This is a genomic window from Halovenus carboxidivorans, assembly GCF_009831575.1.
GTDB classification, from domain to species: Archaea; Halobacteriota; Halobacteria; order Halobacteriales; family Haloarculaceae; genus Halovenus; species Halovenus carboxidivorans.
Genome location: NZ_WUUT01000001.1, coordinates 686,937 through 711,318, shown reverse-complemented (window position 1 = coordinate 711,318; position 24,382 = coordinate 686,937). Strand labels below are relative to the sequence as shown.

Genomic DNA, 24,382 nt, shown 5'->3' with positions numbered 1-24,382 from the left:
CGGTATGCTTCACGCAGTCGGCCCACTCCTGTCGATCGACCTCACAGCGGGGGAGACAGCGACCGAATCGATTCCAGAGATCCGCGAGTCGTTCGTCGGCGGCCGCGGGATCGCGACCCGACTCGCCCACGACCGGATCCCGTTCGACGTCGATCCGCTCGGTGCCGAGAACCGGTTGTACTTCTCGACCGGCCCGATGCAGCAGTCCCAGATGAGCTTCACCGGCCGGATGAACGCGACGGCAGTCTCGCCGCTGACGGACGGGCTGTGTTCCTCGAACGCCGGGGGGTTCATGTCCCGGAACTTCGCCGCAACAGGCTACAGCGTCGTCGAACTCACCGGTTCGGCGGACGAACTGACAGTCGTGCACGTCACCGACGAGGGAGTCGAGTTCGAGGCCGCTCCGGAGTTGGCCGGAGCGACCGTCTCCGAGGTGACCGACCACGTCGAGGAGGAGCGCGGCCTCGACGCCGAACACATCGCGGCGATCGGACCCGCCGGCGAGAACCAGGTGCGCTTCGCGTCGATCATGACCACCGAGAGCCGGGCGTTCGGCCGCGGCGGCCTCGGTGCCGTCCTCGGCGCGAAAAACGTGAAAGCGATCACCTTCGCGGGTGACTCCGCGCCCGAGATCGACGTGCCGGAGATCCAGACCGAGATCCACCGCGACGCCGCGACGAGCGACCACATCATGAAACGGCAGGGGACGACCTCGGTGACGGACCTGGCCAACGAGGTCGACGGCCTGCCGACGCGGTACTGGCGCGACCGGCAGTTCGAGGGCGTCGAAGGCATCAACGGGGCGGCGGTCGAGGCGAAAAAGTACAAGAAAGGCACCTGCTCGCAGTGTGCCTTCGCCTGTAAGCTCCCGACCCGGGACGAGGAACGCGGGGTCGAGACGGAGGGACCGGAGTTCGAGACGCTGGCGGCGTTTGGCTCGAACTGCGCCGTCGACGACATCGTCGACGTGATGCAGGCGAACGAGCTGTGTGACGATCTGGGGATGGATACGATCTCCTGTGGCAACACCATCGCAGCCTATCTGGCGGCCAACGACGAGTTCGGCAACGCCGAGTTGATCCGCGATCTGGTCGAGAAGATCGCTCACCGTGAGGGGGTGGGCGACAAGCTCGCGGAGGGGATCGACCGGATTCACACCGATCTCGGCGTCGAAAACTGGACGGTCAAGGGCCTGGATTTCGCCGCTCACGAGGGACGCTCGCTCAACGGCCAGGGGCTGGCCTACGCGGTCGCGAACCGCGGCGCTGACCACATGTACTCGACGTTTTACGCCTGGGAGTACCCGCTGGTCAGCGGCGACCAGGCCTTCGACCCGAAGGGGCTGAGCGGCAAGGCCGCGGCAGTGGCGATTCAGGAGAACACGCGTGCGCTCGAAGACTGCGGCGTCGTCTGTCGGTTCTCCCGGGGGATGCTCGCCAGCCAGCCCGAACGCATGGAGACGCTGTTCGGCGCGGAGATAGACGACCTGCGGGCAATCGGGGCGAAGGTCGTCGAACTCGAGCGGCACTTCAACAACCAGCGCGGCTTCGACCGCGGAGACGATACCTTGCCGTACGATCTCGACGGCTTCGAGGACGCCCGCCAGGAGTACTACGAGGCCCGCGGCTGGAATCCCGACGGGACGGTTCCGGACGAAGCCGTCGAGTACGCCGGCTGACGGCTCAGTTCGGTGAGGGAGCGTCGGACTCGAACTCCGCGGAGAGGACCGAGACGATCCGTTCCGCTACCTCTGGGCTGACCGTGCTGGCGATCTCTACCGCCACCTGTTCGTGGTCAGCGAGATCGAGCACCTCCCGGAAGAACCACGATAGCGCGACGCACGTTTCGTGTACGGCCTTCGCGGCCGGATTCGGTCAGTGTCGCACCCTCGTAGCTCTCGTACTCGACGAGACCGTCCGTCGAGTCGCTCCAACATCTCCGTCACCGACCCCGGCGAGCGGTCGAGCATCTCCGCGAGGTCGCCGGGCGGAATGGGCGGTGTCAACCGGTGCTCGGCGATGTACAACGCCAGCAGGTACTGTGACCCCCCGCTCATAGCCGGGGAACTGCCCGGCGGTGCTCTGTCTCGTGTCTGCGCATATTTTAGGCTTGCCTAAAAGATATAAAGAGCTTACGAGCCGGCGCACGAGCGGGGCATTCTGTATAGCGACATAGGATACATCGAAAGCGCGCACGGCGATGCGACTCCACACAGAATGTGCCGAGAGAACGTCTGGTCCGTTGTTATTCGATCTGTTCGCGGTACTCCTCGGGCGAGAGCAGTTCGTCGAGTTCGCTCTCGTCGTCGAGGTCGACTTCGAGCATCCAGCCGTCACCGAAGGGGTCGTCGTTGACCAGTTCCGGGTCGTCGATCAGCGTTTCGTTCGTCGCGGTGACCGTCCCCGAGACGGGGGCGTACAGATCCGAGACGGCCTTGATCGACTCGATGACGCCGAACTCCGCGCCCTGTTCGAGTTCGTCGCCCTCTCGGGGGAGTTCGACGAACACGACGTCACCGAGTTCGTCCTGTGCGAAGTCTGTGATTCCGATACGGACGGTTCCGTTCTGCTGGCGTGCCCACTCGTGCGAGTCGAGATACCGGCAGTCGTCTGGGACAGTGAAGCTCATGATAGGAATGGTGTCGTGGTCGTACGTGCTTTCTTCGGTTCGCCGCGAACGACGATCCGGACGGTTCGGTCCTCGCCGGCGTATTCCGCCGGGAGGTAGGCGAGCGCGATGGGGTCGCCGAGCGTGGGACTCATCGTTCCGCTGGTGACTTCACCGATCTGCTCGCCGCTGGGAGTCTCGACGGCGTAGCCCGCTCGCGGGACGCCGCGTTCGCGCATGACGAGGCCGATTAGCTTCTCTTCCGGACCCTCGACGTCGACGCCCTCTAAGGCGTCACGGCCGAGAAACTCGGTGTCGAGTTTGACCGTGAACCCGATTCCCGCCTCGTAGGGGTTGCGAGGGTTCTCCTCGGGGTCGAAGTCCTGCCCGGAGAGCAGAAAACCCATCTCCAGGCGAAGCGTGTCTCGCGCCCCCAGTCCACAGGGTTGACACTCCAGCGCCGTCCAGACCTCCTGGCCGGCCGACCACGGACAGAGCAACTCGAAGCCCTGCTCTCCGGTGTAGCCCGTCCGGGCGACGAGCGCCTGCGCGCCCGCGACCGTTCCGTCCGTTATCTCGAACCGTGAGAGTTCGGAGAGATCAACGTCGGTGTTCTCACCCAGCACGTCCGGGGAGTCCGGCCCCTGAACGGCGATCATCGCGTACTCTTCGGTCCTGTTCGTGACCGTCGCCTCGAACCCCCACTGGTCACGGTGTGACGTTGCCCACTCGGTGATCTCCTCGTCGTGGCCGGCGTTAGGGATGAACAGGAAGGTCTCGGACTCCGCTTCGGGAAGTCGGTAGACGACGGTATCGTCGAGCATGATGCCCGATTCGTCGGTGATCGCGGCGTACTGGCCTTCCCCGGGCTCGAGATCCGCGACATCGTTGGTCGTGAGCCGCTGGAGCAACCGCGTCGCGTCCGGCCCCGAGACGGTTATCTCACCCATGTGTGATACATCGAACTTGCCGACGGCCTCGCGGACGGCGGTGTGTTCCGTCCGAATCGAGTCGAACTCGACGGGCATCTCCCAGCCACCGAAATCGGTCTGTTTCGTCGAGTGCTCGATGGGCGGCTGTCGTAACGACATACCCACTGAGAGGAGACGGAGTGACCTAATGGTTGTGTCACCACCCGTTCGAGGCCACACCGATAAATCGTATATTGCGATAGCAAATCTCCAGATCTACAGCACAGCAGGCCACAGAGTCGGTGCAATCTGTGGCTGAACCGGACTGAAAGTACAGCAGTTATCCCCTCGCCCCGCCAACGTCCGGTATGCTTTCGTTTGTTGGACTCGGACTGTACGACGAACGGTCGATTACGGTCCGCGGGCGGGATGTCCTCGCAACGGCGGATCAGGCGTTCGCTGAGTGGTACACGAGTCGGCTCGCGGGGACGGATGTCGGGACGCTCGAAGCGACGCACGACATCGAGATAGCGGTACGGGACAGAGCAGGCGTCGAGCAGCATCCGGAGCCGATCCTCGACGCGGCCGAAGACGGCCACACCGTCTTCCTTACCGCGGGGGACACGATGATTTCGACAACGCACGTCGACCTCCGACTCCGTGCGCACGACCGACACATCGACACACAGGTCGTCCACGGAACGACGGCGCAGACCGCAGCGAGTTCGCTCACCGGGTTACAGAACTACCGCTTCGGGAAAGCGACGACGCTACCGTTCGAGGAGACACACGGCGGCGTTCCCGACAGCGTGATCGAGACGATCCGAGCAAATCGACAGCGGGGCCTGCACACGCTGGTCTATCTCGACATCGACGGGGAAAACGAGCGGTTCATGAGCGGCGACACGGCAGCGGCTCTGCTCGCGAGCGAACTGGACGACCCGGTCGGCGTCGTCGTCGGCCAGGCCGGCAGCGACGACCCGACCGTCAGGGCCGACCGACTGTCGGCGCTTGCAACGGAGTCGTTCGGCCCGCCGCTGCATCTGCTCGTCGTCCCCGGTGATCTACACCCAATCGAGGAAGACTCGCTCTCGGCGCTGGCTGGACTGCCGGATTAGTCCGCGGGGTCGGGCTGTGTCTCCTCGGTGTCGATATCGAGCGCTCCTGCGAGGTCGTACTCCTCTCCGGTCAGCAGGTAGAGCAGATCCTCGATCGGTTCCATCACTTCCGGAACGATCCGGATCATCAGCCAGATGATGAGGATCATCGCGACGACGGACGCACTCTGTGCGATGATTCGGTCTGCCCAGATGTACGACACGCGAAACGGGTTGTCGAGTCCCCAGACCGCCATCGTGAGATCCGGGAAGAAGTGAGCGTACTGGTGGCCGTACGAAAGCGAGATGAACACGTTTCGGACGAGATTTGCGGCGTAGATGATTCCGACAGCGAGCGCGCTGGCTTTGAGTTTGCGACGCCAGTCGGCGCTGACGGCGTTGACGAGTCCGAGCACGACAGCCATGCTGCCGATTCCGGTACAGTCGGTGATGATCGTGTAGGTGATCGTCGCGTCACCCTGGAAGAAGACGAACGTGTTCTCGTACATGTCGGTTTTGCCGCTGATCTCACGGGTGGTATCGGGGTTCGAGCCGGCCGGGATCTGCTCCGCTGTCAGATCCGACAGCTCCGTCACGACGGGCGGGTTGTATCCCAACAGTTCGATGATCGCCCGCGTGTGATTCGTGACGAGCAGGATGAACTGTTCACGGAGCGGCGGGATCATCAACACCGGTACGTAGATGAATCCCATCAGCGCCACCGCTCGCGAGAGCGTAAAGAGTGAGTCTCGCCCCTCGTAGAACACCTTCGCGGCGAGGACGGACAGCGGCACGGCGATGACCGCACCGACACCGCGAATCACGCTCTGATCGACGACGAAAAACGGCTGGATCAACAACAGCCAGAAGACCGAAAAGACCAGCCACGCACCGACGTAGACCGTTCGGGCGTACTCGCGGTCGACCGCCTCGAGCGTAATTGCCAGCGCGAACAGTCCGAGCGTGATCCACCCGACCGGCTCAGCGAATCCGGCGAGAGACGCCAACGCGTCGTTGATCTGGCCGAGCATCTACACGCTGGTTGGGCTATCGGGAGTATATGTCTTATTGTTAGGCAGTCAACGCAGCGACTCTCGACGAAGAGGCAAGGCAGCGCCGCCGCTGGTCGGCGCAAAAAAAAAGGAAAATACCGCAAGGACGACCGAGCCGATTCGGTCGTTAGTTCTCGCGTCGACGGAACGCCAGCAGTGCAGCGCCGACGAAGGCGATCAGGGCTGCGGCAATGCCGAAGCCAGGTCCGCTGTCGTCGGAGCCGCTACCGCCGTCCTGGCCGTCTTGGCCATCCTGGCCGTCTTGGCCATCCTGGCCGTCTTGGCCATCCTGGCCGTCTTGGCCATCCTGGCCGTCTTGGCCATCCTGACCGTCTTGGCCATCCTGACCGTCCTGGCTGTCGACTTCAACAGTCAGCGTGCCACTGACACTGTCATTTGCAGTGCTGATAGTGTGCGTGACCTCAGTGGTCTCACTGATGTCGGATGGGACCTGGAAGGTGAAGGTCTCGTTCGCGGAGTCACCTGCACCGAGCGTGACTTCCTGCGAACCGAGCTCGCCGAGACCACTGTCGGCTTCGAGAGTCACCGTCTGGGTGCCCTCAACTTCGCCAGTGTTCTCGACGGTAACGGTCGCTTCGACTTCGTCACCCGGGGAAACAGTTGCTTCTTCGGGACTGAAGTTGGTAATCTCGAAGAAGGCTGGATCAGGCGAGTCAACGGTCAGCGTGCCGCTGGCTGACGTGTCGTTTGTTGTGATGCTGTGCGTATAGTCGCCTTCTTCAAGACCTTCAGTGGTACTACCAGAGACATCGAAGGAGACAGTCTGGCTTGCGCCAGCTTCGAGAGTGATCTCCTGTTCTGCGAGGACATCACCATCAAGTTCAAGCGCAACGGTCTGTGTCCCTGCTGCCCCGCCATTGTTCGTCACGCTTGCAGAAACGGTGAGCGTATCGCCAGGTGCAATCGTTGCTTCCTCGGGATTGAGGTTACTGACCTGGAAGCGCGGCTCACCAGGCTCGGCGACACTACCAGAGACAGTGATGCGTTCACCGAGCTGGTTCCGGAAGTCACGCAGCACAAAGTTGAATTCGTCACCTGGGGTGGTCTCCGAGAAGTCTGCATTGACAGACCATTCGTTGAGCTCATTCTCACCGGTTTCCTGAACGGTTGCGGTGAGGCCAGGAATGACGAAGGGTTCGGCTGCGTTTGTGCTAGAGACACGGAAGGTCAGTTCAGTTCCGGGTGCGACCGTTGTTGTCCCACTGATCGTCTGACCTTCTGCCGCTTCAACAACAATTTCGTCTCCTTCACGGTTAACTTCAGCTTCTCTGTTAACTGCTTCCCAGCTATCCGTCACAGTCTGTGCAACAAACTCACCGTCTGAGTTTGGCGGAACAAGCCCAAACCGATAGCTTTCAAGATTCTCTTCGTTACCTGGGTTGACCTTGAATTCGCTTTCGAAGGTCATTCCGTCGCGAATGTTCCGACGGATATCAAGTGCAGTTTGATCGGTGAAGTCGCTAAGTTCAAGTGCGACGTAGTATGTATCGTTATTCTCGTCAGCAACAACCGTAGTTTGGGCAGGAGTGACTTGCCCGTAGTTAATTTGTATCGGCTGACGGTTCCGTGTTGGGTTTTCTTGTGTGAAGTTAAGATTGATGACGTCGCCAACTGCGGCTCGGAAGGCCGCGGTATCAGATGCACCATCAGCGGAAACGGCCTCCAGCGCGCCCTCAATGCCGCTGGCATCAATTTCGCTGATAAGAACATCACCCTCGGCGACATAGCCGGACTCTGTAACGCTCGAGCCGATCTCATTATTAAGGGTAGCAAGTGGATCATCCGCACTATCAACGGCATCGAGTGCATCAGTTGTGGTGACCCACGTATTCACACTATTAGTTGAACGCTGGTTAAGGCTGATCGTACTAGCATCGGTGGATTCTGCACCGGAACGCTGGTAGTTAGGCGTCACTTCAACGTCATATGTTCCGGCAGCGAGAATTTGATCATCGTCACCGCCACCGACTTGGATATCTTCGCTGAGTTCAACTTCGAGGTTTTCGATATTATCACTGACTGGCTGGAAGGCTTCAGGGTGCCCAGCACCGGCGGCGTAGGAGTTCCAACTGAAGGTGAACTCATCACCACGGTTTTCAGTTGTAACATTGACAACTGCGGAGTAACCAGCATTATCGCTACCGATCGAGATCTGTGCGTTGTCAGTGCCCGAAAGGTCAACGGTCACCTCAACAATGTCACCGCGCTGTTCAGTGTAGGGGCCGCCAACGATCGTCGCATCGGTATCAACTTGTTCTTCTACGGTTATGCTGGCGGTATCAGAGGCAGTTGTATCGGTAGCCTCAAAGGTAAACTCATAATCACCAGCTTCGTCAACACTACTGAAATCCGCGGTGAGATCGTCGCCGTCCTGTACGTCACGGACAGTAACGATCTGATCGCCCTCAGAGCCACCGAAGATGGAATTAAGGGTTTCGCTATCGAGAGGGTCACCATTGAGTGTACCGCTAATTTCAACGTCAAACTCACCACGGAGCGATGCAATGCTGACGGATGAGGATCCATCGAAGGCGACGGAATCATCGGCGAACTCCGTGTTCAGGTCTTGCTGGAGCAACTCAAACTCGTCTGCGCCAGTAATTGACTGGTTGAAGGAGTTGCCGCTGAGGAATTGACCACCGCTGCGGAGGACGTAGAAGCCCTCACCACGAAGACGATTCGTGTCGAACGAGATGGTACCATCTTGTGCGACAGTAACCGATCGGGCCAGCCGTGAAGAGGTTGGTTCACCGTTGTTCGCCCGAGATGTCACCTCTCGAATATCCACCTGAGCATTAGGGCTGAGACCCGTGTTGCTAAGATCAACGGTGACGGTTTGGCCTTCCCAGAAGATCCGGCCATCAATATCACCGCTAGCAACCTGTTCAGCGCCAATAGCCAATGTTGCGGTGGTGCTGCCAATCTCGCCACCCGGCGATGCCTGATCGACAGTGAACGACGAGTCGTGAGTGGAAAGCGTCACGCTAACGTCGCTGCCAGGATTAACGACGTTGTCAATCTGAACCTCAATGGAGGTTCCGGCGTCTGGGCCATCTACTGAGTCGGAGAGTTCAGCGTGTACCCGATTTTCACTGTCGCTGACGAACGTGGCGCTAAGATCTCTTTCTTGTCCACCAATAGAGACAGTAATATCTCCATCGGCGACATTGGAGAGATCAACTTCACTACCGTACTCGATTGCAATGCCTTGTATGCTACTGTCTTCTTCTGCCGAGTCCGTCACTGCACTCAGCGTGTGAGTGGTTGTCTCGGTCGGTGCGTCGTTACCGGCAGTAGCGGTTCCCTGGTTAACTGCGGTTGCAGTCCCAGCAAGGGATGCGCCCACAGCAAAAACGGACAGCACCATGAGCGCAGCAAGGAATACCGCTCGTGTCTTTTCGCGTATGTCGTTTCTTGTCATAGTTTTATGATTTGTAGTCTTTCAATCTGAGCGTTTGGGTTCGTGGCCCCCGTCATCACCAACACATCATCATTAACTACCACTACTTCCGATGCTCATGTGGCAGGGGCTATAGGAACGTCGCAACGCCACCGTTAAATGTTTTCTGTTAATTGGGCAGCATCATTAATATCATCTGACATAATTTGTGAGTAGACGAGCAAACTAATCGGACGGATCAAAATATATAAGTAATCACCTGTAGGTTGTCTCATTCTGATGTACAGGCTGGCAATACAAAAACACTTGAGGTAACCCAATAGCTGTTGAATTAGCTTTTGTCCCAGCTTCGATTGATAATTCACCACCTACAAAGATGAAAGACTCGCCTTATGACCTTCAGGAGTGATGATTTTGACAGTAAATCTGCCATAGGGTTGGATGGTGTGGACGCTGCCGTGAGGGTCAGTCATTGACGTAATTGTTCCATTAATAAGAGCGCCACTAATCCTTACAGTTGCCCCGGGTATAGGTTTTCCGCTGGTGTCCGTCACAGATATTTGCATTGGCCCAGACGGGACAGTTTTGTTCACTGCGGCAATGATATCAGAAGTTCCATTCACTCTCCTTGCGGTGACAGGCTGTTCATTGATTGGTTTTCTTTGCGCTTCATGGAATATGTTTTTTGTTCCACCATCGAAGTAAGTGGTAATCTTACCTTGAGAATGGAGGATCTCGAACTTATAGATCTGACTATATACTGAGGTCTCATCGCGGCCAACAGTGATTGATTCAAGATTACCTTCAGCAAGCGCCCACGGATAGAAATCTTGACCTATTAGATAGTCATATGCATTCCCCGCGCCCCAAAATGTGGTATTGCGGAACTGATCCGGTGCAGTCAGATTACGTCCAGAATAGAGAGTTGCTTGACGGAAATATGAATTATTATTCACAGAGCTAAGAATAAGGCTGGAATTCCCAGATACCATGTATAAATCAATGCTACTCAGATTTCCGGTGATTACGCCATCTACCAATCTAAGGGCGGGTTGTTCAACAATAACTGATTCCTCAAGAGAATCAGCACGTTCTTTTATCTCATCTGCCACGTTATCTCTGTTTTCTATAGAATTTTTCACATTGGACAGTGATTCTGCTTGTTTTTGGACTAATAAAAGATGTGTGAGTAATTTTCGGCCAGATAACCTACCGGTATAATATTCTGATAGTAATTTTTGTGTTTTTGTATCTATTTTTTCGTATCTATTTGCTATATGTTTTATTTTCTGCACCACACGAGATTCATTTATACTATCATTCACTACTCCACCTAATCTTATATAATTTTTCTCATACTCAGAATGTATGATCTGGGCGGTGACAGCAGCTGAATCGGAAACATCTTTCCTGATGTGGATCTCCTCAGCCCGGAGCTGCGTTGTATCTTGTGGAGTTAGCTGGTTTGTGGTTCCGTTCTGATGTTCTATTGTTGTCTGTCCTAGTTTACCACGGTCGCTGACTATGCCTGTACCAGTAACAGTTGTGGCTCCTAAAAGAAGAGCGACTGTGATTACGACCTGAACACGGGTAACCCTCTGTGTCATATTAGTTTATGTCTTTATAAGCCTATAGTCCGTATAGATATAATCACTTGGGTTAGATGAGGAGAAAAAATCATCTATAATATCCACGGTCGAACGATTCAAGTCCCGTCGGGAGCCACGGGAACTATGGCTTCGGAACTCGTCGTCGAGGTTGGGCTCGGCGTCTATCTCGGATCGCTTGCCGGAATTTTCCCGGCGCTCGTTGCGTTCGCACTCGGATTCGGATTCAAGTATCTGACCGGGGTGAGCATCCCGGGTCTCGGTGTCGTCGTCCTGGCCGGCGGACTGGCCGGGGTCTCGGGCGGGCTGCTCGGGTTGCTCGACGAGAACGTCGCACAGAGCACGACCGGTGTCACCGCGATTCTGGTCGTGCTGATGCTCTCGCTGTGGGCACACGCGCAGGGGGACAAACTCGGTGCGACGGTCCCCCGCCAACTCACGCTCTCGCGGCTCCGGGGGACGGACTTCTCTACGGACTTTCTCGAACGGGTCGACAGCTACGGCCAGATCAAGATCAAGCCCGTGAGCGTCGAGGACATCGAGGGGTACCCGCCGCTGGCCGAGGACACCCGGCAGGCGATCCAGTCGACCACCTGGAAGTTCCCGGTCGGGTTGTCGGTCGCTGAACTGGAACGGAAGGTGGCCGAGAAACTCACCGAGGCGTACTCTCTCGCCGATGTCACGGTGACAATCGACTCCGAGGGGTTAGCGGAGATCACTGCCGCACCGGAGAGCGCGGGGCTTTCGCGGCGAATCCCGACCGGCCGGCGGGCGGTGTCGATCAGGACGCTACTGCCGACCGGGCTGGCGATCGGTGACGAGGTGACGCTCACACTGCCGGATGGATCCGTCAGCGGCCCCGTCGTCAGCGCGAAAACGGACGGTGCTGGCACGGAGAGCGCCCCCAAACCGGCTGATTCGGGGGTGAAAACCGATGGCGGGACTGAAGAGGCGACCGCGGAGCGGCCGTTGCAGGCCCCGACGACCACGGGTGGGCGGGGTTCGGTGACGGTCGCGCTGCCGCCGGAGGAGGCCCGCCGTGTCGTCCGCGAGGAGACGACGAAGTTGACTGTCCAATCGCGCGGGAAGAACCGCGAGTACGAGACGATCGATGTCATCGAGCGCGGCGACAACCAGTTCCAGCTCGTCCCGCTCGCCACCGGTAGCCCCTTCGACGGCGTCACGCTCGAGGACGCGAGGTTCCGCGAGACGTTCGGGATCGCAGTGCTCGCCGTCCGCCGCAGCACCGACCGGATCGTGGCACCGCCGCGGTCGACGGAACTCGTCGCCGGTGACGAACTGCTCATCGCCGGGTCGGCGGACGCAATCGCGTCCTTCCGGGAGGCGGTCGTATGATCGGGGCGCTCCCGGGGACGCTCGGGGAGTTCGCGGTCGTCCAGGTCGGCTACCGACTCGTCGGGCTTGCGCTGCTGTCCGGTGGCATCGCCGCGCTGTCGGCATTTCTGTTCCGGTGGCGAACGGGGAACCAGTTACCCGACGGCGCTGCACTCCTGCTCGGACTCGGCTCCGTCGCGGTCTATCTCAACGGTCGGATCGCGCTGGTACAGTTTCTCGGTGGGAGCGAGCGGATTCTCGACCCGGTCGTCGTCGGGGTCAACCTCGTGACGCTCGTCGTGAGCGCAATCACGGCCATCGCCGGCTGGCAACTCGGGGACAGTTACGGGTCCTCGAAGCGGCTACAGTACAGCCTGAACCCGCGAATCAGCCCGCTCGTCCGTGCAACCGGGCGGTTCATCGTGGTGGAACTCCCGGAAGACATCGCAGATATCGACGGCTATGATCCCGTCGCACCCGCGGTGAAAGCCGACCTCGCGGGGAAGAGCTACACCTTCTCGCGGGGGCTGACCATCGAAGAACTCCAGGCGGCACTGTCGACGAAACTGCAGAAGGAACACGCAATCGGGCAGGTGGATGCGGAAGTGACCGTCGAGGGCGAAGTGACGTTTCTAGCTGTCGGTGATCGTGAGGCGGGGATCGGACCGACGCTGCCGCCGAGCGCGACTGCAACGGCGATCACGGCAGACCCCGCACTGACCGCGAGCCCCGGAGATACCGTCCAGATCTGGCAGGGGGAAAGACGGATCGGAACGGCGGAACTCCGCGCCGCAGCCGGGTCCACCGCAACCGTCAGCGCGCGGCGGAGTGTCATCGACAGCCTCGATCCCGACACGCGGTACCGGCTCATGACTCTTCCAGTCGACGAGCGCGCCGACCGACTGTTCGCGAGTATGCTCCGACAGGCCGACGAGACGATGAGTTCGTTCACCGTGACCGAGGGCGCGACGCTCGACGGGGAACAGATCGGACGGCTCGGACTGACCGTCGTCGCGGTCGAGCAGACGGACGGAACGACGGAGACGATTCCGCAGCGCGGACGTGAGATCGAGGCCGGCGAGAAACTGTTCGTAATCGGAAATCCGGGGCAACTGCGCCGCGTCGAGGCCGCGGCGACCGGAACGGGGACCTACGAGCCGCCGGCCGCAGACGACCCGGAGCCGGAACCGCGGCGGACCCTTCGGTTCTGGCGACGACGCCGCTAACTACCGGTCGGCACAGAAATCGACGAAGTTTCTGAGGATCTGTAGCCCGGTTTCGCCCGACTTCTCCGGGTGGAACTGCGTCCCGAAGACGTTGCCTGCCTCGTTCGCGACGATGCTCGCGAACTCGGGGCCGTACTCCGTGGTTGCGACGACCGCGTCCGGGTCGTCCGGTCGTGCGTAGTAGGAGTGGACGAAGTACGCGTACTCGCCGTCGACGCTGCGATCCGAGTCGGCGGTGCCGTCGGGGTCGGCGGCGCCGGGACCGCTGACGAGCGGATGGGTCCGCTGGACCGAGAGGGTGTTCCAGCCCATCTGCGGGACCTTCACGCTGTCCGGAAACCGGACGTTCGTCCCGGGGATGAGATCCAGCCCCTCGACCTCGCCTTCGCCCTCGTGGTCGGCCTCCTCGCTCGAAGTTAGAAGCATCTGCATCCCGAGACAGATACCGAACAACGGGGTTCCGGCCTCGGCCTGCTCGACGAGTAACTCGCGGAACGGGCCGGCGTTGTCCATCCCCTCGCTGAAAGCGCCGACGCCGGGAAGGACGATTCCGTCCGCGTCGACGATTGTGTCGGGATCGTCTGTTACATCGACTGCCGCGCCCGCGCGTTCGAGCCCGCGCGTGACGCTCCGGAGATTTCCGAGCCCGTAATCGACGACGGCTACCTCCGCCACGGTCTGTCGTTGACCACGCATACGGCTCCGTACGCGTCCCCCCAGTAAGTGCGTTCGCTTTCGACGGTCGGCGGGTCTACCCGGTCAGAACTCTCCCAGCGTCGACTGGCCGCCGTCGCCGGTGTACTCGGCGGCGGCCTGAAGCGCTGACTCGAAGACAGCCCGCTGGCTGGGGTCGTACAGCGTCGCGGCCGGGTGGACGGAGACGAGAAGCCGCCAGTGTTTGCCGTCGACGGTCAGTTCGTCGATATCGCCGGCCTCGCTAGTCACGGCGACGGAGCGATCCAGGAGGAGTTCGGCCGGCACCTTCCCCAGCGTGATGACGAGTTCGGGGTCGACGGCGGCAATCTCGCGGTCGAGATAGCCCCGGCAGTTCGTCCGTTCGTCGGTCGTCGGATCCCGGTTCTCCGGCGGCCGACAGCGGACGCAGTTCGTGATTCGGACGTCCCGACGGGCGAGGCCGACCTCGCGCAGCCCCTCGTCGAGCACGTCGCCGCTGCGACCGACGAAGGGTGCGCCCTGTTCGTCCTCGTTAGCTCCGGGGGCCTCGCCGACGAACAGGAGGTCGGCATCGGTCGGGCCGACGCCGTTGACGATCTGGCTGCGCGAGTCGACGAGTGCGGGACAGCGCTCGCAGTTCGCGACACCGCAAGCGGTCTCGTCCCAGCGGCGGGGGGCTTCGGTCATACCGGAGCCACGGCCCGGCCGCTAAAAGAAGCTCCCATACGGGGTGGGTCGGACCTGTGCGAACACTCGGGCGTGTCTCGGATCCGAGGTCGGACGGGGCGAAACGGGGTCGTTTCTCCCGTAGAGAATCGAACCGAGAGTTTACCCGGACAGGGGCGAACAGTCGGCTATGAGACGCCAGCCCGTCTCGCGACGTCAGCTACTCGGTCTCTGCGGTGGCGCTATCACCGCAGCAGTCACCGGCTGTGCCGGCGTCGTCAACCGGATCGCCGATCAGCTACTCGAGGACGTGAACGTCCTCAACGACACCGACCAGCAGCAATCGGGGACCGTGCGGGTGGCTGCCGACGGCGAGACGCTGCTGGACCGAGAGTTCACCCTCAATTCCGCCAGTGGCAACGACGAGAACGCCAACGTCGGAACGTACGCGGATGTCTGGACGGACGGCGGCTCCTACGAGGCGGAGGTGACACTGCAGGAACCGATCGACGGGGAGGCGAGCGGCTCGAAGACCATCACCATCGACAACCCCGACGAGGAGATGTTGCTGGTCGGTCTCGGACTGCAGGAAGCCGAGCAGCCGATCGTGTTCCGGGTCGGAACGAGCTTTACCGATGTCGTCGAGGGCTAAACTGCGAGTGGGACGAGCAACACCCCCATACAGGTCATCCGTCGGGCCCCGAACCGGGCCGGAAGGAGACCGACGACCGTACTCACTGCGAAGGCGACGAGACCGACCGCCCCGGTGAACGCGAATACGAGCAGACACAGGAAGGCGAGAACCGTCACGGAGAGGACGGCGTTGTCGACGGCTCCGACCGCGGTCAGATACCAGTCACCGACAGCGAGGACGCCGAGAAATCCGAGAACTGCGGCGATGCCGACCGTAGCGAGAAGAATCGGGAGATCGAGCGGGACCTCCGTTCGGTCGAGAGCGACGAGTACGCCCGTTCGGGGGCGGCCCAGTGAGACGAGCGCGAACAGGGCGAAGACGGTGTTTGCGGTGTTGACGCCGCTCGACGCGACGACGAACGCACGGGGGCCGTAGTACGGGAGCAAGACGAGCGCGCCAGCGGCGGCGATGGCGCTGGAGATTCCGGGTAGAAACCCGACGACCGCGCCCGACAGCGTGCCGACGACGGCCACGACCGGCAGAAATCGACGGGAGGTCGTGATCTGTGGATCGTCCTGCTCGGGAACCCCCGAGCCGTCGAGGGCCTCGATCAACACCGGCGCACCGAACAGTCCGGCAAAAAGCGGTGCGAGCATACTCCCGGTCGGGAGCAGACCGTCCGCGGGAACGTCCAGCGTGAGGACGCCGAGCAGTCCACTGGTAGCCACCGTCACCGCCGCCCCGACCCGGCCCTGCATCGAGCGTTCGGTCACGACCAGAAGGATGCAGATGGCGCCGAGAACGAGCGTGAGATTGGCGACGACGTGGGGATAGAGCCGTCCCATCCCGACGGTCACTGGAACGGCGAGAGGTACGGCGAATCCGACCGCAAGAAGGCTCCCGAGCGCGGAGAGACGGAGCGCCTCGCGGCCGCGGCCACGGAGGACGAGTCGGTGACCCGGGAGGGCGGTCGGCGCCATCGACGGGTCCGGAACGCCGAGGGCCAGCGCCGGCACGATGTCGAGAAACGTGTGGACGACGCCCGCGGCGAGCATGGCGACGCCGACGTACAGCGGCGGGGCGGGAATAGCCGGCGCAAAGCCCGCGAGCAGCAGCGCGAAGTTGTTCGCGTGCAGGTATCACGCCACCGTCGACGTGGGCCGTCCTGTCTACCCGAGAGCACTACACACCCATGTCAGGACGCCTCGAACCAATCGAACCACGCAACGCTGTGGAAATGTACTTGGAGAAACGAGAACCAGAGGTGGCCGAGAGCACGTACTACTCACAGAAGACACGACTCACCAAGTTCGCCAACTGGTGTGATCGGGAGGGTATCGAGAACCTGAATAACCTCACTGGTCGACTTCTACACCAGTACGTCATCCACCTGCAACGGTACTTTACCGAGGGTGACGCCGATCCGTCACCGATGACAGTACAGACGCGGTTATCGACTGTCCGTGTGTTCCTTCGGTTCTGTGAAGACATTGACGCGGTTCCTGAGGGAATGTCAGATAAAGTATCGTTGCCCGACATTGACCCAGAGGATCGGAGACGGAACGCCTACCTGCACTCCGATGACGCAGACCACATCCTCAAACAACTTCGCAAGCGGTATTACGGGAGCCGTGAGCACGCCCTATTCCGCCTTGCATGGCGTACAGCCGCTCGGATCGGAACACTCCGAGGGTTAGATGTTGGCGATCTTGACGGCGATGAGAACCGCCTCACTGTCCAGCATCGGCCCGAGACAGACACGCCGTTGAAGAACAAACAGCGAGGGGAGCGAGTAATTGCACTCACTGATGATACGGTAGATGTACTAACCGAGTACATCGAATACCACCGTCAGCCCGTCACTGACGAATATGGACGGGAGCCACTGTTCACGACGGAGAACGGGCGGCCAGCGAAGACGACACTCCGAGGGACACTGTATCGAGCGCAACTCCCCTGTTTCCACTCGAACGATTGTCCTCACGGACAGGGGATCGTTGAGTGCGACTACAACACTGACAAGCAACGGCACAACTGTCCGTCGACTGTAAAACCTCATTCAATCCGTCGAGGTGGTGTGACAAAATTTCTCTCGGACGGAATCCCCGAAACGGCTGTCGGGGATCGGGCTGATATGACACAGGATGTGCTGTCGGAACACTATGATGCTCGTAGTCCCACCGAGAAGGCTGAAGTGAGACGCCAGCACTTCGGGGACGAATAAACTACAAGAGTACTCCCTGTGCACTGCATTATTCCGTATATACTGTGCTGTAAAAAGATAGAGTCTTCCCCTGAAACGAAGGAAAGAAACACTGTAACACTGTTGTTTCCCTCAGTTCAGTCCAGTCCACACCTATTCTGGTTCCCAGTTAGTCGTCGGGGAATGACTGCCTCCTTCAGGGAAGATAGATATGAAGGATAGCCACGATCCCGTATGTTGGCGGAACCGTGACACCAGCCACCAGCTTCAGTGCTTCCATGTGAGCGTTGCAGCCCACTCGACAGCAGGTGATTCCTTACCGAATGATCTTCGGGCACGGTGAGTGCGAGTCTGTGTACAGATAGGAGTTCTACACCTTATAAATCTGTTGCGGGATTTGACTCGACTATTTCAGATACTACATATTATCAGACTTAGTGACTGATAGCGATTCTAAGCTATTTCAAACAAGCGAGTGGTATCCATCGAAGTAACCCAAAAAGCCAGTTCTGACAGCATTATCGGCCAAATACACGGCTAACGACAGTGCCCTACGAACAGATGTTCAGAGTGATTGAAAATGGATAATAGAGCATTTGTATTTGTTGCAAAACATTTTTCCGTGAGCAGGCGTAAGGGTAAATAGAGACTGATCTACGCCTCTCCGATATATATCACATAGCTAATGCTAATTGGAGATTGAAAAGAACCTGGAGAATAGGAGGTAATTGGACTTACACCCTATTCTTTGGGTTTCGAGAACATAAAGGTGCGGCTTTCTTGTCAAGCCGCCCGACAAGTGGCACCTGTCGGCAGTCGCTCGCGCCCCAACAACATGAGCGACACAAATCTAAACTCAGAAAACTGTAGTACAGAACCTCAACCCCAGCCGAACGTTCGTCCGTTCCAGCAGGAGGAGACACTGCGCCGTCTGTACCACGATGAAGACCTTTCACAAGAACAGATTGGGGACCGATTCGGTGTCAGCCAGCAGACAATTGGGTACTGGATGGCCGAACACGAGATTGAAACTCGTCCCCCGATGCACGAACGGGATCGCACCATTTCGGTTCCGACCCGAGAAGACGGTAGGACGCAGTTCAAAGTCCCCAATTTCGACCGTGCAGGCGAACCGATCAGAACCTCGTTCTATCGGTATCAGTTAGTTGCACTTCTTGCCAACGACGACGACGGTGACTGGTTGTACTCAATCAGCGATGTGTTCGGAGACAACACCCACGTCCACCATCGGATGAACGCACCTGTCCCTGTCGACATTCCCGATAACTTGGAAGTGCTGGCAGTCCACGAGCACCACCAGTTACACGCCAGTTTCTCGCACACTGATGAGGCTGAGGCTGTGCTATCCGAAGTCTTCGAGGAATACAGCGGTGAACCTGACCCCGAGGAGGTCGGTGACACGGGTAACGTCGAGATGCCGAGCAGAGGCAAGCAGGTCGACAGTGCCGACATGAACGGGGTGAGCGGCGACTAACATGGTCGAAGCGACTGACGACGAAGGGGGTGCTGGTTCCGACGGTGCTGACTATGGCGTAACTGTTGAGTCTCAATCTGACTACGAGCCGCAGACAGATGCCTTCGATGACCTGCTGGCCAGTGAGCCAGCCGATCCTGAGAACATCGACCACGAACAACGGGGTCAGCAGCGAATTGCACCACCGTGGCGAAAGATCGACACCCTGCCAAGGCCGTTAGTAGAGTGTGGCTGCGGTGACTGCCCAGAGCGATACGATCCGTTAGCCGACACAGACACCGTCACAGACGCATTTAGCGACCTGATGGACCGTTCCACGATGGCAGCCGACGAGTGCCCCAACCCCCGCCCAATGACTGTTGAGCGGGCCGCTACAGCCTATTACGTCTACGAAGTAGCTACCCACGACAGAGATGACAGAACCAGCAAGGTCGAGAAGACCGCGAAGCAGCACGGCAGGTATCTTGATGGTGAACGAGAGTTACTGACCGAGCACTACGACGACCCGAGCACTGCGCTGCTATCGTTCCGACCACGGCCAATTGGAGACGCCCCCGACCCCGAGCACAGGGACAGCGGTGATAACTATGGCCCAACTGTTGAGTCTCAGTCAGTCCAGCACAGCGACGGCAAACGACGGTGGCGATACCCGACGACTGTGGATTATCAATTGCATCAGCCAATTCGCAAGGTGTACGAAAAGCTGTATCAGCAGTTGCGGGATTTCAGTTGGTCCTACGTGTGGGTTGTGTCGGGGACGGATTCAGCCGCAACGCCACATCTACATTGGCTGATCTATGTGGACGACCCCGACGACGAACTGACTGCTGGGTACTTCGAGCCAGCAGTCGATGCGTTCGTAGAGCACTGTCAGTTTGCTCGCCACGAGGACCACTCCGTTGGCGACGACACAGACAGTGACGCCGTCGTTGTCCACACTGAGCCACCGAAGTACGACGATGTGGATGACGAGCAATTGATTGAAAACTTGCATTACAACGACAAAGAGGGGTTTGAGTTAAACACGAGGGCGCTGGCCTACCTGCTTCATCAACGCCCATACTGGGTGTTTAGACGGATTCGTGAGGGTCAGCAGAGCCTCGGGGACGAACAGACCCAGATCGACTTACAGGCTGCGGCGGTTCGGTGGGCATCGGTAACTGACGGGATCGCAAGCAGTCAGGACTTCCCAAGCTAACTATTCTGACCGTCAGGAGTTGCCCAACGTACTCAAGGCCCATTCCTACGAAGGAACCAACGTATCTGCACAGAGCGACCGACCACACCCGTCCATGCGAAACATCCAGCAATGAAACGTGAGTACGAAGTTGAAGACCGAGACAGCACAGAGTTTGCGGCTATCCAGACAATTCACCAACTTCAGGACGAAGAATTACTGGAGTTTCTGACACACGATCAAACGGTTGTCGAGATACGCCATGCAGGGGAGGTGTATGGAAGAATCCGTAGCCCTACGAGAGCGAATGTCATACGTCCACGTGTAGGCCGTGAGGGTGGCCGCATCTCCTTTCGACTGGACGTGAGGGGCAGTCGGTTCGATCCAGAGGACGGGCACACAGGAAACGAATCATAACCGCTCTGGGGGCGACAAACGCGTTGACTTATTTATTCCTCGTAACGATCATCCAACATATCCTTGACATCCATATCTTCTAATCGCATACGGCGCAACTTCCCTGACGCTTCCATCCTATCTACTTTCTCTCGTAGTTTTTCGAGTTTTTGATCTTTTTCCTCGTCAGTTATCGAACCTCCCTTACTTTCGGATTCTCCACGCAATCTGGTTATCTCTCCTCTTAGCTTGGCTATCGGCTTTGGCCGTTTCCAAATATTGGATTCCAACAACTCTGTCGTGTTACCCGCAATCTCGCTGGTATTCTCAGCTAATTGTTTAGAGATACTCACTCTACCGTCTTCGCTTTCACGCCTGTTGTACGCACGTACTTTTGCCATCTGTGTGTGATACCGTGTTACCATCGCAATCTCATCGCTATTCAGCAAGTACAGTTTATCAAGATTAGCCTCAATAATCGGGGTTTGCAATGACTCTGCACCCATTATTGCCACAGCAAACGCACCAACTGGTGTCGATCTTTTGATCTCTGTACAGATGGCTTGTCGAAGTCTATCAGCACGTCTTTTCTGTCGGATTACGTAAATACCAATAGCAGAAAACAAGCCACCAAAAAATCCAGCAGAGACAGAGACAAGAAATTTGAGAGCCGTTCCTCCGAGCATAGGTTTAGTAACTAACCGAAGTTTATCAAGTCTCGCCATTCATCTTGGCTAACAGCGGGTGAGAAATAGCCGTCCACGATGCATTGAATCCGTCAAAGGTCAGGTGCATTTTTTATCAAAGAGATTGAGATACTCCCTCATGGGACTGTTCGGCAGTAGTGGAGACGATGACCCGATGATCGAAAATGCAGACCTCAATTGTTCACCACAAAACGAATACGTTACCGAGGCAAACGTAGCGAAAATAGATCATGTACTTGATCAAGACGAAAAGGTCCACTTCCTCGCGAATGGAACAGGTTTGGACATCCGTGCTCCTGATGACGATGTTGAGAAGGGGACAGCGAAGAACGTGCTAACCGCTGCGACCGACAGACGGGTCGTGTTCAGGGTTTGGAAGGCCCTGAGTCGAGATAATGAGATCACAGTTCCGTACAACAACATTTCTGGTGTTGAGTATCGCGGTGGTGTTGTGAAGAAAACGATAACGCTTCGTGCAACACCGAATACCTACAAATTCGGCGCAGAAAAGATCAACGAGGAGGAACGTCAAAAGATGGCACAGTTCATCCGAGAGATGGCCCACCCGAGTAGTGACGCCGCAGAAAACAACCCCGAGCAGGACCCGCTCTCCAAACTTGAACGCCTGCGAGATCTACATGAAGACGGTGTCATAACTGAAGAGGAGCTTGAACAAAAGAAATCGGAGTTGCTGGATCAGATATAAGTTATTCATCAACTGAGGCTGTTGTCCTCCCTGACCCGACCGACGGGTCCGTTGCCCTACCTCGCCTCACGGTACTTCCCAGTCTCACTTTTCCTTGTACGTGCTGTTGACGATCTCGATGTCTCCGTTTTCGACGCCAACACCGACGTTCAGCCGTGTTTTTGATATACCGCTGGCACGGATCTGATGGTGGACACGGGTCACGTTGTATGTGATTGGTTCTGTATCGGTGGCAGGCGTACTCCGACACGTTGGGAGTGCAGTGATCGAGTCGTGTGGCGTAATCGGGTGATAGAGTAGCGTCGTCATATCGCCTTCGGTGGCGTTGGTGATCCGATTGTACAGCCGTTTTCGCACTTCTTTCTCGGCTTCGTCTTTGGTGTTTGCACTTGATTCGGTAAAGACAGTGTCGTGTAATGCCGTCTCACCAGCACGCCTGTACAGTGGCCCGTGACGGGCGGTAACTTGGACGAACTCGTCGTCTGGGGCCTGCACCTCGAAGCCACCGACGGACCCCAGTGTGTTCGCGGCTTTCGCGTTCAGGGTCAGCGTGTTGATCGGATTCACCTCTGACAGTGCGTTGTTGTCGACGACGTTTACCTCCCCACCGAGGTAGTGTGCGTCGTGGGTGCCCAACTCCTGTTGGGGGAACACCTGTAACTTCACACGGTCGTGACGCGGTGCGAAGTACAGAAACAGATCTTTCGTCTCGGTAATCCACGAGACGACATCAGCGAGCGTGTGACGGTTCCGTGTGAAGGTTTTTCGGGAGACGTTGTTCTGTTCGTCCTCGATGAACTGGAACAGCTTTGAGCCTTGAATAACTGGCTGTACGAGGATGCCACCACCGCCGTCGTTGTTGTCCGCGACGAGTGTTGAGTCTTCGTCATCGTCGTCGCTGAGGAAGGATCGTGCCCCGTCGAGTAGTTCGGCCTGTCGTTCGAGGAGGCCAGTACCAGGGCTGAGGTTTGAAACCTCGAATGAACCGTCACTGTCGTCGGTGTCTTGAACCTCCGAGACAGCCTCCTCGGTTGGTCGGGTAAAGGAGTCGTTGAGACTGACTGAGAGAGGTACATCCTCGTTCAATTGTTCTACGATTAGCTCCGCGATTGCTCGAACGCCAGGACCCGAGAAGTTCTCTGCAACAGGAATCTTGTCGAGGAAAAAGGCAGGGCCACGAGCACGGAACTTCCAGATGGATTCGGGGGTGTCACCACCAGCGTTCCCGACACCTGTTACGAGGCCACGGAAGGCAGGGACGTACCCATCGAGATCATCACGATAGATACGGATGTAACAGACATCCATCGGGGAATTTTCGTCCTCAATGTTGAACGCTTGCAGGTAGTCTTCACCCTCGTATGGTGAAGCAAACTGTCCCTCGGCGTAATACCCCATATCCATCGGGCCTTCGTTGCGAATGTGGATGTCGACATCAGCGACAGGGATGCGGGTGCCGTTGATCTCGACGGTACAGTCTGTCTCTGTGTTCGGGCTGTGGGGGCTAAGGCTGCTCATCGGTTGATTTCACCTCGGGGACCTCGTCGCTGTCCAGTCGTCCAATAATACCCTCGTCAGTCAGCACTCTACCGCATTGTAGCACAGTAGCGTGTGTCGGCAGGTTTTCGGGGTCTATCGGCTCTAAATCTTGAAGATCAGTATCATCAGATTGCATGCAATCAGGCGAATCTCCGCCTATCTATACATTGTATCTCCAGCCTCTTAAAGTGTCGGATATATTATATTTATTATATGAAAGAAATGATTCCGTTGGATGCTGACTGAGAAAATTCTCAGAATGAGAGTGTGCGGGTCCAGCCGTGACAACTCTCGCATCTTTGACCGTGGGGCCTGCGTCCTACCCTGTCGACAGACACCGAGTGCTCTGTGCCCCCTTTTTCGCCTGGAAAAGTTGCGGTAAATCTCGATACGCCGATCCCCTCCCATTTCTGACATAGTCGGTCCCCTGTCGCTAATCGAGACGGATCGGGGGTAGACGCCCTCTTACGACTGTATTGTTTGAGTTTGGGGTATATAATACCTGTATTCTGATAGGTATTAAGTGCCTCCTACTCGTTTGTCTAATCGCAATGTCGAACGCAACCACCGAAGGAATGGCACGACTTGAGCGGCCAACTGACAACGGAGTACAGCACATCATCAACAACGCCCGCGCAGTAGAGACTGATAGCGACACTGTCACCGATCATAGTGGGGATCTGCTCGAAGTCGGATCACTCCCGCTGTCGTCGCTGTTGTTTCAGGCGGAGGTGTTCGAGGTGCTGAGTGACGGAGAGACGAGTACCGTCATGCTCGAACGGGAACCGATCACCTTCGAGGGTGACGGAGAGGGATTCATCCACTTCAAAATCCGCGCAGACGCCGAGACTCACACCGTGAAATCCCTCACTGTCGACGCGCAACTAAAGTCATAAATTTTCTGGTAATTCAACTCTCGTACTGCTAT

At 58.0% G+C, this 24,382-nt stretch carries 20 protein-coding genes and 1 pseudogene; 10 read left to right on the top strand and 11 right to left on the bottom strand.

The features are described 5' to 3' along the window. Nucleotides 1-4: 4 nt before the first annotated feature. A complete protein-coding gene (locus GRX03_RS03500; RefSeq protein WP_159762780.1) occupies nt 5-1,678 on the top strand; it encodes an aldehyde ferredoxin oxidoreductase family protein in 1,674 nt (557 codons plus the stop codon). A 4-nt stretch (nt 1,679-1,682) separates the two neighbouring features. Here GRX03_RS03500 and GRX03_RS17105 read toward each other — a convergent pair whose 3' ends face one another. From GRX03_RS17105 to gcvT, 3 genes are all read right to left on the bottom strand, one after another. Then, on the bottom strand, nt 1,683-1,811 hold the full coding sequence (locus GRX03_RS17105) for a hypothetical protein (RefSeq protein WP_394351722.1): 129 nt from the start codon (nt 1,809-1,811) through the stop codon (nt 1,683-1,685). A 433-nt stretch (nt 1,812-2,244) separates the two neighbouring features. Further along, nucleotides 2,245-2,628, bottom strand: coding sequence for a glycine cleavage system protein GcvH (gene gcvH / locus GRX03_RS03490; RefSeq protein WP_159762779.1), 384 nt, complete (start codon nt 2,626-2,628; stop codon nt 2,245-2,247). After that, entirely contained in the window at nt 2,625-3,698 is a 1,074-nt protein-coding gene (gcvT, locus tag GRX03_RS03485; protein ID WP_159762778.1) for a glycine cleavage system aminomethyltransferase GcvT, read from the bottom strand. The genes gcvH and gcvT overlap by 4 nt, the downstream gene beginning before the upstream one ends. Nucleotides 3,699-3,886: 188 nt before the next feature. On the opposite strand from gcvT, the gene dph5 reads away from it, so the two are divergent. Continuing rightward, complete coding sequence (gene dph5, locus GRX03_RS03480; RefSeq protein WP_159762777.1) at nt 3,887-4,636, top strand: diphthine synthase; 750 nt, start codon at nt 3,887-3,889, stop codon at nt 4,634-4,636. On the opposite strand, the gene artA is transcribed toward dph5, so the two are convergent. From artA to GRX03_RS03465, 3 genes are all read right to left on the bottom strand, one after another. After that, nucleotides 4,633-5,646 (bottom strand): archaeosortase A, encoded by a 1,014-nt coding sequence (gene artA / locus GRX03_RS03475; RefSeq protein ID WP_159762776.1) that lies wholly within the window; start codon nt 5,644-5,646, stop codon nt 4,633-4,635. The genes dph5 and artA overlap by 4 nt on opposite strands. Nucleotides 5,647-5,794: 148 nt before the next feature. Beyond that, complete coding sequence (locus tag GRX03_RS03470; protein ID WP_159762775.1) at nt 5,795-9,109, bottom strand: DUF7827 domain-containing protein; 3,315 nt, start codon at nt 9,107-9,109, stop codon at nt 5,795-5,797. 347 nt (nt 9,110-9,456) lie between these two features. After that, nucleotides 9,457-10,695, bottom strand: coding sequence for a carboxypeptidase-like regulatory domain-containing protein (locus tag GRX03_RS03465; RefSeq protein WP_159762774.1), 1,239 nt, complete (start codon nt 10,693-10,695; stop codon nt 9,457-9,459). A 126-nt stretch (nt 10,696-10,821) separates the two neighbouring features. Between GRX03_RS03465 and GRX03_RS03460 the strand changes: the two genes are divergently transcribed. Beyond that, nucleotides 10,822-12,051 carry a TrkA C-terminal domain-containing protein gene (locus GRX03_RS03460; protein WP_159762773.1) on the top strand — a complete coding sequence of 410 codons (1,230 nt, stop codon included), beginning with the start codon at nt 10,822-10,824 and terminating at the stop codon, nt 12,049-12,051. Continuing rightward, nucleotides 12,048-13,256, top strand: coding sequence for a TrkA C-terminal domain-containing protein (locus GRX03_RS03455; protein ID WP_159762772.1), 1,209 nt, complete (start codon nt 12,048-12,050; stop codon nt 13,254-13,256). The genes GRX03_RS03460 and GRX03_RS03455 overlap by 4 nt, the downstream gene beginning before the upstream one ends. Here GRX03_RS03455 and hisH read toward each other — a convergent pair whose 3' ends face one another. Both hisH and GRX03_RS03445 read right to left on the bottom strand, forming a co-directional pair. After that, entirely contained in the window at nt 13,257-13,952 is a 696-nt protein-coding gene (hisH, locus tag GRX03_RS03450; RefSeq protein WP_159762771.1) for an imidazole glycerol phosphate synthase subunit HisH, read from the bottom strand. It abuts the gene before it with no gap. 63 nt (nt 13,953-14,015) lie between these two features. Further along, on the bottom strand, nt 14,016-14,618 hold the full coding sequence (locus tag GRX03_RS03445) for a uracil-DNA glycosylase (RefSeq protein WP_159762770.1): 603 nt from the start codon (nt 14,616-14,618) through the stop codon (nt 14,016-14,018). A 169-nt stretch (nt 14,619-14,787) separates the two neighbouring features. On the opposite strand from GRX03_RS03445, the gene GRX03_RS03440 reads away from it, so the two are divergent. Next, a complete protein-coding gene (locus tag GRX03_RS03440; RefSeq protein WP_159762769.1) occupies nt 14,788-15,249 on the top strand; it encodes a hypothetical protein in 462 nt (153 codons plus the stop codon). Here the strand turns inward: GRX03_RS03440 and GRX03_RS03435 are convergent. Continuing rightward, nucleotides 15,246-16,367: pseudogene (locus GRX03_RS03435) on the bottom strand (tripartite tricarboxylate transporter permease); the annotation flags it as partial. The gene GRX03_RS03440 and the pseudogene GRX03_RS03435 overlap by 4 nt on opposite strands. A gap of 56 nt (nt 16,368-16,423) precedes the next feature. On the opposite strand from GRX03_RS03435, the gene GRX03_RS03430 reads away from it, so the two are divergent. The 3 genes from GRX03_RS03430 to GRX03_RS03420 all read left to right on the top strand — a co-directional run bounded on the left by GRX03_RS03430 (nt 16,424) and on the right by GRX03_RS03420 (nt 20,127). After that, on the top strand, nt 16,424-17,455 hold the full coding sequence (locus GRX03_RS03430) for a tyrosine-type recombinase/integrase (RefSeq protein WP_159762768.1): 1,032 nt from the start codon (nt 16,424-16,426) through the stop codon (nt 17,453-17,455). Between the two features lie 814 nt (nt 17,456-18,269). Continuing rightward, nucleotides 18,270-18,929 carry a hypothetical protein gene (locus tag GRX03_RS03425; RefSeq protein ID WP_159762767.1) on the top strand — a complete coding sequence of 220 codons (660 nt, stop codon included), beginning with the start codon at nt 18,270-18,272 and terminating at the stop codon, nt 18,927-18,929. Between the two features lies 1 nt (nt 18,930). Continuing rightward, complete coding sequence (locus GRX03_RS03420) at nt 18,931-20,127, top strand: hypothetical protein (RefSeq protein WP_159762766.1); 1,197 nt, start codon at nt 18,931-18,933, stop codon at nt 20,125-20,127. A 428-nt stretch (nt 20,128-20,555) separates the two neighbouring features. On the opposite strand, the gene GRX03_RS03415 is transcribed toward GRX03_RS03420, so the two are convergent. Beyond that, nucleotides 20,556-21,227 (bottom strand): hypothetical protein, encoded by a 672-nt coding sequence (locus tag GRX03_RS03415; protein ID WP_159762765.1) that lies wholly within the window; start codon nt 21,225-21,227, stop codon nt 20,556-20,558. A gap of 100 nt (nt 21,228-21,327) precedes the next feature. On the opposite strand from GRX03_RS03415, the gene GRX03_RS03410 reads away from it, so the two are divergent. Further along, on the top strand, nt 21,328-21,915 hold the full coding sequence (locus GRX03_RS03410; RefSeq protein ID WP_159763185.1) for a PH domain-containing protein: 588 nt from the start codon (nt 21,328-21,330) through the stop codon (nt 21,913-21,915). An 84-nt stretch (nt 21,916-21,999) separates the two neighbouring features. Here the strand turns inward: GRX03_RS03410 and GRX03_RS03405 are convergent, their stop codons facing one another. Continuing rightward, the gene (locus tag GRX03_RS03405; RefSeq protein WP_159762764.1) at nt 22,000-23,433 is read right to left on the bottom strand and encodes a hypothetical protein; all 1,434 of its coding nucleotides are present in this window, start codon (nt 23,431-23,433) and stop codon (nt 22,000-22,002) included. Between the two features lie 572 nt (nt 23,434-24,005). Between GRX03_RS03405 and GRX03_RS03400 the strand changes: the two genes are divergently transcribed. Beyond that, nucleotides 24,006-24,350, top strand: coding sequence for a hypothetical protein (locus GRX03_RS03400; protein WP_159762763.1), 345 nt, complete (start codon nt 24,006-24,008; stop codon nt 24,348-24,350). Nucleotides 24,351-24,382 lie beyond the last annotated feature (32 nt).

Excerpts from the sequence above, each read along its gene's own strand:
- GRX03_RS03500 (WP_159762780.1), top strand. The coding sequence starts at position 5 with ATGCTTCACGCAGTCGGCCCACTCCTGTCGATCGACCTCACAGCGGGG.
- gcvH (WP_159762779.1), bottom strand. The coding sequence starts at position 2,628 with ATGAGCTTCACTGTCCCAGACGACTGCCGGTATCTCGACTCGCACGAG.
- gcvT (WP_159762778.1), bottom strand. The coding sequence starts at position 3,698 with ATGTCGTTACGACAGCCGCCCATCGAGCACTCGACGAAACAGACCGAT.
- dph5 (WP_159762777.1), top strand. The coding sequence starts at position 3,887 with ATGCTTTCGTTTGTTGGACTCGGACTGTACGACGAACGGTCGATTACG.
- artA (WP_159762776.1), bottom strand. The coding sequence starts at position 5,646 with ATGCTCGGCCAGATCAACGACGCGTTGGCGTCTCTCGCCGGATTCGCT.
- GRX03_RS03470 (WP_159762775.1), bottom strand. The coding sequence starts at position 9,109 with ATGACAAGAAACGACATACGCGAAAAGACACGAGCGGTATTCCTTGCT.
- GRX03_RS03465 (WP_159762774.1), bottom strand. The coding sequence starts at position 10,695 with ATGACACAGAGGGTTACCCGTGTTCAGGTCGTAATCACAGTCGCTCTT.
- GRX03_RS03460 (WP_159762773.1), top strand. The coding sequence starts at position 10,822 with ATGGCTTCGGAACTCGTCGTCGAGGTTGGGCTCGGCGTCTATCTCGGA.
- GRX03_RS03455 (WP_159762772.1), top strand. The coding sequence starts at position 12,048 with ATGATCGGGGCGCTCCCGGGGACGCTCGGGGAGTTCGCGGTCGTCCAG.
- hisH (WP_159762771.1), bottom strand. The coding sequence starts at position 13,952 with ATGCGTGGTCAACGACAGACCGTGGCGGAGGTAGCCGTCGTCGATTAC.
- GRX03_RS03445 (WP_159762770.1), bottom strand. The coding sequence starts at position 14,618 with ATGACCGAAGCCCCCCGCCGCTGGGACGAGACCGCTTGCGGTGTCGCG.
- GRX03_RS03440 (WP_159762769.1), top strand. The coding sequence starts at position 14,788 with ATGAGACGCCAGCCCGTCTCGCGACGTCAGCTACTCGGTCTCTGCGGT.
- GRX03_RS03430 (WP_159762768.1), top strand. The coding sequence starts at position 16,424 with ATGTCAGGACGCCTCGAACCAATCGAACCACGCAACGCTGTGGAAATG.
- GRX03_RS03425 (WP_159762767.1), top strand. The coding sequence starts at position 18,270 with ATGAGCGACACAAATCTAAACTCAGAAAACTGTAGTACAGAACCTCAA.
- GRX03_RS03420 (WP_159762766.1), top strand. The coding sequence starts at position 18,931 with ATGGTCGAAGCGACTGACGACGAAGGGGGTGCTGGTTCCGACGGTGCT.
- GRX03_RS03415 (WP_159762765.1), bottom strand. The coding sequence starts at position 21,227 with ATGGCGAGACTTGATAAACTTCGGTTAGTTACTAAACCTATGCTCGGA.
- GRX03_RS03410 (WP_159763185.1), top strand. The coding sequence starts at position 21,328 with ATGGGACTGTTCGGCAGTAGTGGAGACGATGACCCGATGATCGAAAAT.
- GRX03_RS03405 (WP_159762764.1), bottom strand. The coding sequence starts at position 23,433 with ATGAGCAGCCTTAGCCCCCACAGCCCGAACACAGAGACAGACTGTACC.
- GRX03_RS03400 (WP_159762763.1), top strand. The coding sequence starts at position 24,006 with ATGTCGAACGCAACCACCGAAGGAATGGCACGACTTGAGCGGCCAACT.